Genomic DNA, 13,135 nt, shown 5'->3' on the forward strand with positions numbered 1-13,135 from the left:
AGCGGCAGCAGCAGGGGCGAGGGCTGCGTCGTCGCCCGCGCCGCATCCGCCGCGAGGTCGACGGCGCTGCGCGCGGGCAGGGACGGCGCGCCGCCCGCCGCGCGCTCCAGCAGCGCGCGCAGGCTCGTCATCTCCGCCATCTCCTCCTCGGTCAGGCGCAGCCCGGTGCGGTTCTCGATCTCGAGCGCCAGCGAAACCCATTCCAGGCTGTCGATGCCGAGGTCGAGCGACGGATGCGCGCCCGGCGAGAGCGGCTTGCCGGCGTAGCGGGCGGCGAGGATCTCCCACACCTCCCGCGCGCCGGGGGTGGCGATCAGCGCCGCTTCTTCCTCGGTCAGCGGCGGCGGCGGGGCGGTGCGGCCGGCGCGGAGCTCGTCATACAGCGCGGCCAGGCGGAAGCGCTGCACCTTGCCCAGCCGCGTGCGCGGCAGCGCCTCCCGCGCCAGCGCATAGCCGGCCAGCCGCTGAAACGAGGGCAGGCCCTGCCCCGCTTCGGCGAGTGCGACGCGCACCACATCCTCCGCCCGCGTGCTGCCCGTGGCGCGGAGCGCGGCCAGGTCGGGGACCACCAGCGCGACCAGCGCGCCGTCGCGTTCCAGCACCGCCACTTCCTTGATGACGGGGTTCGCGCCGTAGGCGGCCTCGACCTCCTCCGGCATCACCTTCTTGCCGCCGCCGAGGACGATCACCTCCTTGCTGCGGCCGGTGACGTGCAGGAACCCGTCCGTGTCGATGCGGCCGAGATCGCCGGTGCGGAACCAGCCATCCGCGGTGAAGGCGGCGGCGTTCGCCTCGGGGTTGTTGCGGTAGCCGGAAAACACGTTCGGGCCGCGCAGCAGGATCTCCCCGATGCCGAGCGCGTCGGGCTCGTCGATGCGCATGGCGGTGCCGGCGGCGACGGGCCGGCCTTCCGACCCGACGCGCTGCGCCGCCGGGGTGTTGCCGGTGAACAGGGATGCGGTCTCGGCCAGGCCGTAGCCGTTCAGCACGCGCCAGCCCAGCGCCTCCAGCGTCCAGGCCGCCTCCGGGTCGAGCTTTGCGCCACCCGAGACCATCAGCCGCAGGCGCGGGGCCATCTGCGTGTGCAGCGCGCCGAACAGGTGCCGCCCCGGATCGAGCCCGCCCTTGCGCAGGCTGGTCGCCACTTCGAGCAGCGCGCGGAAGATCGCCTGCGGCACGCGCCCGCGCGCGGCGACCCGCGCCTCCAGCCCCGCCAGCAGCGCGACATAGAGCCGGGGGACGCCGATCATGATCGTCGCCTCCCCTTCCTTCAGCGCCTGCACGAGCAGCGGGCCGGTCACCGCTTCCGGCAGCACGATGGCCGCACCGGACGCGATCGGCGTCATCAGCCCGACCAGGAAGGGATAGACGTGGTGCAGCGGCAGCGGCACCAGCATCCGGTCCTCCGGCCCGATCATGTCGGTCGCGATCACGCCGCGCAGGTTCGCCGTCAGGTTCGCATGCGTCAGCGCGAAGGATTTCGGCGCGCCCGTGGTGCCCGATGTGTAGACGACCATCGCCTCGGCCTCGGGCGGCAGGTCGGGCAGCGGCGCGGCGGCCTCCGCGCGCAGGGCGTGCCAGCCCCCCGGCGCATCGGGGCGGTCCACCAGCACGATGCGCAGCCCGTCGCGCGGCGGGAGGGCGGCCGCGTGGGCGGCGGAAGCGAAGAGCCAGCGGCAGCCGGCATCGGCGATGATGGCGGCGGCGTCCTCGGCGCCCGAGAGATCGTCGATCGCGACGGGCAGCGCGCCGGCGGCGCCGAGGGCGAGGCGCACCACGATCCAGTCGGGCGAATTCGGCGCGTGGATTGCGACGGGTTCGCCCGGCGCGATGCCCGCCGCAATCAGCCCCGTGGCGAGACGCTCGATGTCACTCGCCAGGGCGCCTCCCGGCCAGGCGCGCGGCCGGCCATCCTCCATCGTCACGACGGCGGGCCGCGGCCCGCGCGAGGCGAGGGCGACGACGAGGCGCGCGGGGGTCCAGCAGGCGGCGTCCATGGTGGGCGTCTCCGATCGGGGCGCGCCGGTCAGATGGGGGCGTCAGGCCACCTCGAACAAGCCCGCGGCACCCTGGCCGCCGCCGACGCACATGGTGACGACGACGAAGTTCACGCCGCGCTTCTTCCCCTCGATCAGCGCGTGCCCGGCCATGCGCGCGCCGGACATACCGTAGGGATGGCCGATCGAGATCGCCCCGCCATCGACGTTGAGGAGATGGTCGGGGATGCCGAGGCGGTCGCGGCAATACAGCACCTGGCAGGCGAAGGCCTCGTTCAGCTCCCACAGGCCGATATCCTCGACCTTCAGCCCGTGCTGCTTCAGCAGCTTCGGCACGGCGAAGACAGGGCCGATGCCCATCTCCCCCGGGTCGCAGCCGGCGACCGCCATGCCGCGCCAGATGCCCAGCGGCTGGAGCCCGCGCCGGGATGCCTCCTTCTCCTCCATCAGCACGCAGGCCGAGGCGCCGTCGCTGAGCTGGCTGGCATTGCCCGCCGTGATGAAGCGGCCCTGCTTGACCACCATGCCGTCCTTGAACACCGGCTTGAGCGATTGCAGCCCTTCGAGCGTCGTGTCGGCGCGGTTGCCCTCGTCCTTCCTCAGCGTCGTCGGGACGTCGAGGACCTCCCCCGTCTCCTTGTTCGCGAGCTTCATGATCGTGGGCAGCGGGACGATTTCGTCGTCGAAGGCGCCCCCCGCCTGGGCGGAGGCGGTGCGCAGCTGGCTGCGATAGGCGTATTCGTCCTGCGCGTCGCGGCTGATGCCGTAGCGGTCGGCGACGATCTCAGCGGTCTCGAGCATCGACATGTAGAGCTGGGGGACGCGGTCCATCAGCGCGGGGTCGGCGCGGCGGTACCAGTTGGCCTTCTCGTTCTGGACCAGGGAGATGGATTCGAGCCCGCCGCCGACCGCCACCTGCATCCCGTCATGCAGGATCTGCTTCGCCGCGGTGGCGATGGCCATGAGGCCGGAGGCGCATTGCCGGTCGAGGCTCATCCCCGGCACCGTGTCCGGGCAGCCGGCGGCAAGTGCCACCTGCCGCCCCACATTGCCGCCCTGGCAGCCCTGCTGGAGGGCGGCGCCCATGATCACGTCCTCGACCTCTGCCGGGTCGAGGCGGGCGCGATCGATAGCCGCGCGCACGGCATGGCCGCCGAGCGTCTGCGCATTGGTGTCGTTGAAGGCGCCGCGATAGGCGCGCCCGATCGGCGTGCGGGCGGTGGAGACGATGACGGCGCGGCGCATGGCGCTTCCTTCCCTGCCTTGGTTGGCGGGAAGGCTAGCGCAGGCGGTCAGGGCGCGCCCAGCCGCTTCCACACCCCGTCGGCGGTGGCGACGATGCGATCACCCACCGTGATCTGCCCGCGCACGAAGACGACCGACCGCGTGGCGCGCACCGCTTCCGCCCGCGCTTCGAGGAACTCCCCCGCCTTGGCACCCGAGACGAAATGCGTGTTGAGCTGGATGGTCACGACCGGCCCGCGCTTGCCCGCCTCCCAGCAGGTCACGCCCAGGATCTGGTCGAGGAAGGTGACGAGCATGCCGCCATGGATGATGCCATGCGCATTGCCGTGCCGCGGTTCCGCGACCAGGCCATAGGCCCAGCCGTCGCCCTCCTTCTTCGACCAGAAGGGGCCGACCAGGGTGGGGAAGCCTTCCTCATGCCAGCGGAGATGCTTCCAGCCATGCGCGGCGGGGTCGAAGGGGGCGGGGGCGTCGGTCATGGCGCTGGCTTCGCCTGCCGGGCTGGCGGCGTCAACGGGGTGTCACGACCGACGATACCGACGCGATCCCCCGGAAAACATCCGCGGGCCCCGTCGCGCGGTCTTGGCAGGACGCGAAACGGGTCTAGCGTGGCGGCCATGCGCCTGTTCCACGCCCCCGGCTCGCCCTATGCCCGCATCGCCCGCATGGCGGTGATCGAACTCGACCTGACGGACCGCGTCTTGGTGGAGGAGGCGACGCTGCGCGACCCCGCCTCCATCCTGCTGCCGTTCAACCCGGTCGGGCGCGTGCCGGCGCTGGTGCTGGAGGATGGGACGACCATCACCGAGACGACGCCGGTGCTGATGATGCTCGACAGCCTGGTGGAACCCGCGCGGCGGCTGCTCCCCGGGCCCGACGCGCCGCGCGCGCTCGCCGCCTATGGCCGCGTGCTCGGCATGATGGACGGCATCGCGGTGTGGAACCGGGAACTGCGCCGGCCGGAGCATGAACGCAGCCCCGGCGTTATCGCGCTGGAGGCGTTGCGCGCCGTGCGCATCGCCGATGCGCTGGAACGCGACGCGGCGGCGGGCGGGTTCGCGACGCGCGACGCCGCGTGGTTCGCGCTGGTGGCGCTGCTAGGCTATTGCGAAGTGCGCCACCCCTCCTTCGCCTGGCGGCAGGGGCGGCCGGTGCTTGCCGCGCTGTTCGACGCGGCGCAGTCCCGCGCCTCGGTCGCGGCGACGGTGCCGCCGCCGCGATAGGGCTCTTCGTTCGGCGCGCGGCCGCCCCAACAGCCCCGCGCGCGATGCCCTGCCGGCATTACCCCGGCATGCGGATGTTCCGCGCGCGGATGAGGTTGCCCCACTTCTCGCTTTCCCGCGTCCAATAGGCGGCGAACTCCGCCGGCGTGCCGCCGACGGGGTCGGCGCCCTGGGCGATGACGCGCTGGCGGAAGGCGGGGTCCGCCACGGCCGCGCGCACCGCGGCCGCGATCGCCTCGGTGACGGGTGCCGGCAGGCCGGCGGGACCGAGGATCGCCATGTCGGTCGAGGATTCGAACCCTGTCACGCCCGCCTCCTGCAGCGTCGGCACGTCGGGCGCGAGCGGCGAGCGCGTGGCGGTCGAGACCGCCAGCATCTTCACCGTGCCGGCCTGCCTGTGCGGCAGGGCGGTGATGGCGTCGATGAAGGACATCTTCGTCTCGCCCGACAGCACCGCCTGCGCCGACGGCGCGCCCCCGCGATAGGGCACGTGAACCATGTCGAGCCCGGCCGCGGCCATGAGCAGTTCGGTCGCGAGATGGCTCGTCGCACCGATGCCGGCGGAGGAAAAATTCACCTGCCCCGGCCGCGCGCGGACATAGGCGAGGAATTCCTGGATCGTGTTCACCGGCACGGAGGGATGCACGCAGACCGCCTGCGCCGTGCGCGCGACGAGCGTCACGCCGGTGAAGGCCGTGCGGTTGTCGTAGGGCAGTTGCGTCAGCAGATGCGGCGCGATGGCATAGGTGCTGTTCGTGCCGAAGATCAGCGTCGCGCCATCCGGTCGCTGCTGCGCGACGTGGTTGTGGCCGATGGTGCCGGAGGCGCCGGCGCGGTTCTCCACCACGAAGGGATGGCCGAGCGTGTCCGAGAAGCGCTGGGCAAACAGCCGCGCCATGGTGTCGGAGGATCCGCCCGGCGGCCAGGGATTGACGAAGGTGACTTGGCGCGTCGGCCAGACGGCCTGCGCGCGCGCGGCGCGCAGGGCGGGCAAGGCGAGGGATGCGCCGAGCAGCGCGCGGCGGCTGGTTCTTGTCATGACGGAGCCTCCTGGGGGGTGGGAAGATCGATGACGAGGTTGCGGAAGGCATCCACCGTCACGCGCGCGCCCGGAGGGACGACGCAGGTGGATTCGCGTTCCTCGACCAGCGCCGGGCCTTCGAAGGCCGCGCCGGGGGCCAGCGCGTAGCGGTCGATCACCGCGCAGTCGCACCAGCCATGGCCTTCGAAAAGGGCGCTTCGCACACCGCGCGCCGCGGCGCGACCCTCGATGACGTTGGCCCCCTTCATGTCGATGTCGCGCCCGGGTGCGGTGGCGGCGAGGCGCCAGGTCAGGGCCTCGACCGGCAATTCGTCCAGCGCGCGGCCGAAGCGTTCGCCGTAGGCGGCGAGGAACGACTCCCGGATCGCCGGGAGGTCCGCCGCGGTCGGGGCCATGGTCGGCAGCGGCACAGGTATCTCGAAGCCCTGGCCGACGTAGCGCATGTCGGCAGCGGGGCGGAACACGATGGACGCCGGATCGGCGCCCGCGCCGGTCAGCAGCGCGCGGGCCTCCGCCTCCATCTCCGCGTACAGCGCGGCGACCTTCGCCCAGTCGAGCCGTTCGAGCCGCCCGACCAGACTGCGCACCAGGTCGGTCGCCGGCGGGGCGACGAGGAAGCCGAGTGCGGAGGCGACGCCGGCGCCGAGCGGCACCAGCACGCGGCGCATCTTCAGCAGGCGCGCGAGGTCGCAGGCATGCACAGGCCCCGCGCCGCCGAAGGCGACCAGCGTGTAGCGCCGCGGGTCGCGGCCCTTTTCGGCCAGGTGCATGCGCGTCGCGGCCGCCATGGTCTCGTCCACGATGCGGCGGATGCCGAGCGCGGCATCGTCCGGCGTCACGCGCAGGGACGTGGCGAGCCGGTCGGTCACCGCGCGCTTCACCGCGTCGAGGTCGAGCGCCATCTCGCCGCCGAGGAAATAGGCGGGGTCGAGCCTGCCGAGCACGAGGTCGGAATCCGTCACCGTCGGCTCGGTCCCTCCGCGGCCGTAGCAGATCGGGCCCGGCTTCGCGCCCGCGCTGCGCGGCCCGACCTTCATCAGCCCGGAGCCTTCGTCGACGCGCGCGATGGACCCGCCGCCGGCGCCGATCTCGATCATGTCCACGACGCTGACCTTGAGCGGCAGGCCCGATCCCTTCTGGAACCGGCGGACGCGCCCGGCCTCGAACTCGAACTTCCTGTCCGGCGCGCCGTTCTCGATGAGGCACATCTTCGCCGTCGTGCCGCCCATGTCGTAGGAGACGACATGGTCGAGCCCCGACTGCCGCGCGAGCCAGGAGGCTGCCATCGCGCCCGCTGCCGGGCCCGATTCGATCAGGCGGATGGGAAAGTCCTTCGCCTCCTGCACGCTCGCGATGCCGCCGCCCGAGAGCATGACGTAGAGCGCGCCCTTGACGCCGAGCTCCGCCAGCCGCGCTTCCAGCCTGTCGAGGTAGCGCAGCATGCGCGGCTGGACATAGGCGTTGGCGCAGGCGGTGGAGATGCGTTCGAATTCCCGGATCTCCGGCGCGACCGCGGAGGAGAGCGTCAGCGCGATGCCGGGATGCGCGGCGCGGACGATCTCGGCCGCGCGCTTCTCATGCCGCGCATCGCGCCAGGCATGCATGAAGCCGATGGCAATGGCCTCCACGCCCTCGGCCACCAGCGCGGCGGCCTGGCGTGTGACGGCGGCCTCGTCCAGCGGCTTAAGTTCGGCGCCGTGCACGTCGAGCCGGCCCGGCACCTCCAGCCGCAGCGCGCGCGGCACCAGCGTCGGCGCGGGTTCGAGGAACAGGTCGTAGAGGTCGTAGCGCGTCTCCTTGCCGATCTCGACGGAGTCGCGGAAGCCCTCTGTCGTCAGCAGCCCGACCTTGCAGCCGGTGCGCTCGATGATCGTGTTGGTCACCAGCGTCGTGCCATGCACCACGGAATGGAGTGCCGCGGGCGGCAGGCCGGTTTCCTCGAGCAGGCGCGCGATGCCGGCGACGATCGCCTCGGACGGGTCGTCGGGCGTGGTCAGGCGCTTGCCGGTGGCGACGAGGTTGCGCGCCGGGTCGTGCAGGACGAAGTCGGTGAAGGTGCCGCCGACGTCGACACCGATGCGGGCGGTGGGGGTCATGGCTTCACCCCGTAGTCGCGCGCCGCACCTTCGGCCGTCACGTACCCATTCCGCACATCCGCCGCGAGCGCCGCCGGATCGCGCTGCTTCGGGTCGCCATAGCCGCCGCCGCCCGCGTAATGCAGGCGCAGCCGCGCGCCCGCGGGCACCGTCGTGCGGGACTTCGGGTGCGGCCGCGTGCCGTCCACAAGTTCGATCAGCGCCGCACCACCGGGTGCGCCGCCGAGCACGCCGAGCGCGGGATGGTCGCGACGGTCCGACAGCAGGGAGAGCCGCACCGCGTCGGGCGCGCGCACCTCGATCTCCACCTCCTGCCCCAGCCCGCCGCGGAAGCGGCCCGCGCCGCCGGAATCCGGCAGCAACTGCTTTTTCCACACGACCAGCGGTGCGACGCTTTCATACGCCTCGATCGACCCTGCGCCGACATTGGTCGGGAAGGCGGTGGTCGGCAGCCCGTCCCGATGAGGCGATGCGCCCATGCCCCCCGAGGCGAAGAGCACCTGGGAGAAGCGGTCGCCATCCGCCGTCAGGCCGCTGAACAGCGCGCGCATGGTCGGCGCGCCGCCGCATTCGGCGATGATCTTTTCCGGCATCACGGGTGCAAGCGCCTTGTAGATCGCGCCCGCGAGCAGATGCCCCGTGAGCTGCCGCGCGCTGCACGGCGCGGGGAAGCGGGGGTTGAGGATGCTGCCTTCCGGCGCGCTGACCGTGATCGCCTGGTAGGACCCTTCGTTGCGCGGCGTGAAGGGATCGAGCGCACACTTGATCGGATAGACCGAATAGGCGTGGGTGTAGTTCATCACGCAGTTGATGCCGCGATCGACCTGCGGGGATGTGCCGGCATAGTCGATGTGCATGGTCTCGCCGCGGATCGTCACCTCGCAGGCGATGCGCGTGATCGCCTCGTCGAAGCCATCCGCCTCCAGCACGCTGCGCCAGGTGCCATCGGGCAGGGTGGCGATGGCGCGGCGCATCGCCGCATCGGCGCGGACGGTGAGTGCCGCCGACAGGCCCTGCAGGTCGGGCAGGCCGGTGTCGGAGAGGAATTCCGCGACACCCTGCGCGCAGACACGGTTGGCGACGACCTGCGCCTCGAGGTCGCCCAGCACCTGGCGCGGCACGCGGACGTTGGACAGCAGGATGTCGACCAGCTGCTCGTTGCGTTCCCCGGCGCGATAGAGCCGCGAGGGCGGGACGCGGATGCCTTCCTCGAACAATTCGCGGCAATCGGCCGACCAGAGGGACCCGCCGACATCGGGCGAATGGGAAATCGATCCCGCGAAGCCGACCAGGGCGCCGCGGTGGAAGATCGGCGTGACGGCGGTGAAGTCCGGCAGGTGGCCGGTGGCGAGCCAGGGATCGTTGGTGATGACGCAGTCGCCCGGTCGCCAGGTCTCGGCTGGGAAGCGCTGCAGGAAGGTCTTTGTCGTCTTGGGCAGGATGCAGGAGAAGGAGGCGATGCCGCCGGTGTTCTCCGACACGCTGTCGCCGTTGCGGTCCATCAGCACGGTGGCGAAGTCGTTCGACTCGCGCACGATGGTGGAAAAGGCGGTGCGCAGCAGGCCTGTGGCGGCCTCGTCGGCGATGGAGATCAGCCGGGACCAGTGGATCTCGAGGCTGATGGGGTCGAAGGCGTCGGGCTCGGGCATGGGGGGATGGTTCAACCGCGCGGCCGCGCGCGCAACCCATCAAATGACGGCGTGGCGTCTGGACGCGTCGCGCCCGCGCCGCTCTACTGGGCGGAATGGCGCACGAAGCGTCGTACCGGATGGGAGAAAGCGCCATGCGCGCGCTGACAGCGCTGATCCTCGCCTGCGCCGCGATGCTGGCACCGCCCGCCGCGGCGCAGGGCGGCTTCCCCGAGCGGCCGGTGCGCATGATCGTGCCCTTCGCCGCCGGCGGCGCCGCGGACATCGTCTCGCGCCTGGTCGCGCAGGGCATGGCGGAGGATCTCGGCCAGCCGGTGGTGATCGAGAACCGCGGCGGCTCGGGCGGGGTGATCGGATCGCAGGCGGCACTGACGGCGCCGGCGGATGGCTACACGATCGTCTTCCACACCGCCTCCTCGGCCGTGCTGAACGTGGCGCTCTACCGCAACCTGCCCTTCGACATGCGGCGGTCCTTCGTGCCGGTCTCGCTCGTCGGGCTGGTGCCGAACATCATCGTGGTGAATCCGCGCCTGCCCGCGGCGAACCTGCGGGAATTCGTCGAGCATGTCCGCCGCAACCCGGGGCGCGTGACCTATGCGAGCTCCGGCCCGGGGACGATCGTGCACCTGTCGGGCCACATGCTGGCCGGCCTGATCGGCGTCGAGATGGTGCACGTGCCCTATCGCGGCTCGGGCCCCGCGCTGAACGACCTGATCGCCGGCACGGTGGACATGATGGTCGATACGCTGCCGCCCTATGTGGCGATGGTGCGCGAAGGGCGCGTGCGCGCGCTCGCCATGGCCACGCGCACGCGCAGCCCCGCCATGCCGGAGGTGCCGACGGCCGAGGAAGCCGGCCTGCCGGGCTACGAATCCTACAACTGGCACGCGGTCTTCGCGACGGTGGGCACGCCGGCGCCGGTCGTCGCGCGGCTGGAACGCGCCGCACGCGCCGCGGTCGCCTCGCCCGCGATCCGCCAGCGGCTGGTCGATGTCGGCGTCGATCCGCGCGGCGGCAGCGCGGAGGAGCTCGCAACCTTCTGGGACGCGCAGCTCGCGCTGTGGATTCCCGTCGCCCGCTCCTCCGGCGCCACGGCGGATTGAGGAGACTTCGGATGGAAGACGGCATGCGCTGGCGCGGCGGCGGCTGGGAGCTCGAGATCCTGGTTAACGGCTTCCCCGGCAAGGCGGACCCGCATGGCGGCCTGGGCTGGAGCACGGTGCTGCTGCTGCGCGGGCATGGGCGCGTCGTGCTGCTGGATGGCGGCGGCTTCGGCATGCGGCGCGTGCTGGTGGGCATGCTCGCCGCGCGCGGGCTCACGTCCGGCGACGTCACGGACATGCTGCTGAGCCACCTGCACCACGACCATTGCGTGAACTGGCCGATCTTCCGCCAGGCGCGCATCCATGCGGGGCGGCGCGAGATGGCCTGGGCGCTCGGCGTGCCCTGGGGGGAGACGCCGGTGCCGGAACACGCGGTGGCGGGCCTTTCCACATGGCCGACGCTGGTGCTGATGGATGACGGGGCGGAGGTGCTGCCCGGCATCACCGCGCATCTCGCCCCGGGCCATACGCCGGGGCACCTGATCTTCGTCATCCAGGGTGACGGGCAGGATTGCGTGCTGCTGCAGGACGCGGTGAAGAACCGCGTGGAGCTGACGACGCGCCGCACGGACATGACCTACGACCCCGCGGTCAGCCGCGCGACGGTCGAGATGGTGTGGGAGATCTGCCGCAGCCGCCCGGGGTGCCTGCTGATCCCCGGCCACGACCTGCCGATGGTGGTCGAGAACGGCATCCCGCGCGCGATCGGCGCACACCGGGCCGGCATCAAGGCCTGGTTCGGCGACGACCTGGACACCATGACGCGCTTCGACCTCGCGCCCTGAGGCGCGCGGCGAGGCTGGGGAGACATTGCCATGAAGGTTGGGTTCATCGGGCTCGGCACCATGGGGGCCTTCATGGCCGCCAATATTCAGAAGGCGGGGCATGACCTCGTCATCCACGACATCCGGCGGGAGGCCGGCGCGAACCGCCTGTCCGCCGGCGCGGTGTGGGCGGACACGCCCAAGGCGGTGGCCGAGCAATGCGAGGTGATCTTCACCTCCCTACCCGGCCCGAAGGAGGTCGAGCCCGTGGTCTTCGGCCCCGATGGCATCCTCGCCGGGGTTCAGAAAGGTGCCGCGCTGTTCGACCTCTCTACCAATTCCCAGGCGCTGGTGCGCCGCGTCGCGGACGCGCTGGCGGAGAAGGGTGCATACGCCTTCGACGCGCCGGTCAGCGGCGGGCCCAAGGGGGCCGAGACCGGCAAGCTCGCCATCTGGGTCGGCGGCGACCGCGCTGTGTATGACAAGTACAAGCCGCTGCTCGACAGCTTCGGCGACCAGGCAGCGTATATCGGGCCGATCGGCACGGCGACGGTCGCGAAGCTCGTGCACAACATGGCAGGCTACGCGATCCAGACGGTGATGGCGGAAGTCTTCTCGATGGGGGTGAAGGCGGGGATGGACCCGCTCGAACTGTGGCGCGTGGTGCGACAGGGCGCGCTGGGGCGGCGGCGCACCTTCGACCGGCTGGGCGAGCAGTTCCTCATCAACCACTACGACCCGCCCTCCTTCACGCTGAAGCTGGCGCAGAAGGACATCTCGCTCGCGGTGAACATGGGCCGCGAGCTTGGCGTGCCGATGCGGCTGTGCAACCTGACGTTGGAGGATGTGAACGAGGCGCTGAACCGCGGCTGGGAGAATCTCGACAGCCGCTCGCCCATGAAGCTGCAGCTGGAACGCGCGGGCGTTTCGATCGCTTGCGACCCGGCCGCCGTGCGCGCCGTGCTGGACTCGGACAAGGGCGGCTGAGGCGATGCCAGCGGACGAGTACCGCGTCTATGCGCTGCGCTACGCGATGCGGGAGGCGCGGCGGCACGAGCATTTCATCGGCGGCGACCCGCACGACGCCCCCATGCCGATGGACTACTTCGTCTGGGCCATGGTGAATGAGGATCGCGCCATCATCCTCGACACCGGCTTCACGGAACCGGTCGCGAGGAAGCGTAAGCGCGCCTGGATGCGTTGCCCGGTGGACAGCCTCGCACTTCTCGGCATCGATCCGGCGGCGGTGGAGGATGTGGTGATCTCCCACCTCCACTACGACCATGTCGGCACCTTCCATAAGTTCCCGAAGGCGCGCTTCCACCTGCAGGAGCAGGAGATGCACTACGCCTGCGGCCGCTACATGCGCTATCCGCGCCTGCGCCATTCCTTCGAGGTGGAGGACGTGGTCGGCATCGTACGCATGGCCTATGCCGACCGCGTGGTGTTCTACACGGGCGACGCCGATCCCTTTCCGGGGATCACGCTGCATGCGGTGGGCGGGCATTCCATGGGGCTGCAATGCGTTCGGGTGAACACGGCGCGCGGGCCTGTGGTACTCGCCTCCGACGTCACGCATTTCTACGAGAACATGGACAGCGGCCGGCCCTTCACCACGGCCTTCCATGTCGGCGGCATGCTCGAAGGCTATGACCGGCTGCGCGCTCTGGCGCCGACGTCGAATCATATCGTGCCGGGCCACGACCCGGAGGTGATGCGGCGCTATCCCGCCGTGCCGGGGCTCGAAGGCATCGCAGTCGAACTGCACCGCGACCCCATCGCCTGATGTAGGTCAGGCGATGAAGCGCGGCGCGTGCGGGGCCGGCAGGTCCATCGCGCCCGGCGCGCGCAGCGCGAGCCGTCGCAACAGGTTGCCCGCGGCGATCCGGCGATACACCGCGCTGCCGCGCAGGTCCGACAGCGGCGTGATCTCGGCTTCCAGCGCCTGCGCCGCGCGGTCGGCCGCCGCGGCATCGAAGGGCGCGCCGAGCAGCGCCGCCTCCGCCGCCCTCGCAC

The 13,135-nt window shown here is 71.5% G+C and carries 11 protein-coding genes and 1 pseudogene; 5 read left to right on the forward strand and 7 right to left on the reverse strand.

Features of this window, described 5'->3' with window-relative positions; translation table 11 throughout:
* The 3 genes from HW577_RS11460 to HW577_RS11470 form a co-directional block, all read right to left on the reverse strand.
* Window positions 1-1,997: non-ribosomal peptide synthetase (locus HW577_RS11460; RefSeq protein WP_198376270.1), on the reverse strand; the 1,997-nt coding region annotated here is incomplete at its 3' end.
* Between the two features lie 42 nt (window positions 1,998-2,039).
* Entirely contained in the window at window positions 2,040-3,242 is a 1,203-nt protein-coding gene (locus tag HW577_RS11465; protein ID WP_198376271.1) for an acetyl-CoA C-acyltransferase, read from the reverse strand.
* 47 nt (window positions 3,243-3,289) lie between these two features.
* Complete coding sequence (locus HW577_RS11470) at window positions 3,290-3,721, reverse strand: PaaI family thioesterase (protein WP_198376272.1); 432 nt, start codon at window positions 3,719-3,721, stop codon at window positions 3,290-3,292.
* Window positions 3,722-3,859: 138 nt separating this feature from the next.
* Here HW577_RS11470 and HW577_RS11475 point away from each other — a divergent pair, with 138 nt between their 5' ends.
* Window positions 3,860-4,465 carry a glutathione S-transferase family protein gene (locus HW577_RS11475; protein WP_232474864.1) on the forward strand — a complete coding sequence of 202 codons (606 nt, stop codon included), beginning with the start codon at window positions 3,860-3,862 and terminating at the stop codon, window positions 4,463-4,465.
* A 58-nt stretch (window positions 4,466-4,523) separates the two neighbouring features.
* Here HW577_RS11475 and HW577_RS11480 read toward each other — a convergent pair whose 3' ends face one another.
* From HW577_RS11480 to HW577_RS11490, 3 genes are read right to left on the reverse strand one after another with little or no spacing between them, the layout of a single operon-like run.
* Entirely contained in the window at window positions 4,524-5,504 is a 981-nt protein-coding gene (locus HW577_RS11480; protein ID WP_198376274.1) for a Bug family tripartite tricarboxylate transporter substrate binding protein, read from the reverse strand.
* Entirely contained in the window at window positions 5,501-7,603 is a 2,103-nt protein-coding gene (locus HW577_RS11485) for a hydantoinase/oxoprolinase family protein (protein WP_198376275.1), read from the reverse strand. Before HW577_RS11485 ends, HW577_RS11480 begins: the two co-directional genes overlap by 4 nt.
* Window positions 7,600-9,252: a hydantoinase B/oxoprolinase family protein gene (locus HW577_RS11490; protein ID WP_198376276.1), complete on the reverse strand. Its 1,653-nt coding sequence runs from the start codon at window positions 9,250-9,252 to the stop codon at window positions 7,600-7,602. The genes HW577_RS11485 and HW577_RS11490 overlap by 4 nt, the downstream gene beginning before the upstream one ends.
* Before the next feature lie 134 nt (window positions 9,253-9,386).
* On the opposite strand from HW577_RS11490, the gene HW577_RS11495 reads away from it, so the two are divergent.
* From HW577_RS11495 to HW577_RS11510, 4 genes are read left to right on the forward strand one after another with little or no spacing between them, the layout of a single operon-like run.
* Window positions 9,387-10,355 (forward strand): Bug family tripartite tricarboxylate transporter substrate binding protein, encoded by a 969-nt coding sequence (locus HW577_RS11495; protein ID WP_198376277.1) that lies wholly within the window; start codon window positions 9,387-9,389, stop codon window positions 10,353-10,355.
* 11 nt (window positions 10,356-10,366) lie between these two features.
* Entirely contained in the window at window positions 10,367-11,140 is a 774-nt protein-coding gene (locus tag HW577_RS11500; RefSeq protein WP_198376278.1) for an MBL fold metallo-hydrolase, read from the forward strand.
* 30 nt (window positions 11,141-11,170) lie between these two features.
* A complete protein-coding gene (locus tag HW577_RS11505; RefSeq protein ID WP_198376279.1) occupies window positions 11,171-12,106 on the forward strand; it encodes an NAD(P)-dependent oxidoreductase in 936 nt (311 codons plus the stop codon).
* A 4-nt stretch (window positions 12,107-12,110) separates the two neighbouring features.
* Window positions 12,111-12,905 (forward strand): N-acyl homoserine lactonase family protein, encoded by a 795-nt coding sequence (locus HW577_RS11510; protein ID WP_198376280.1) that lies wholly within the window; start codon window positions 12,111-12,113, stop codon window positions 12,903-12,905.
* Window positions 12,906-12,911: 6 nt separating this feature from the next.
* Here HW577_RS11510 and HW577_RS11515 read toward each other — a convergent pair.
* A pseudogene (locus HW577_RS11515) lies at window positions 12,912-13,135 on the reverse strand (hypothetical protein); the annotation flags it as partial.

Source organism: Neoroseomonas rubea, assembly GCF_016106015.1.
In the GTDB taxonomy this organism is placed as follows: Bacteria; Pseudomonadota; Alphaproteobacteria; order Acetobacterales; family Acetobacteraceae; genus Neoroseomonas; species Neoroseomonas rubea.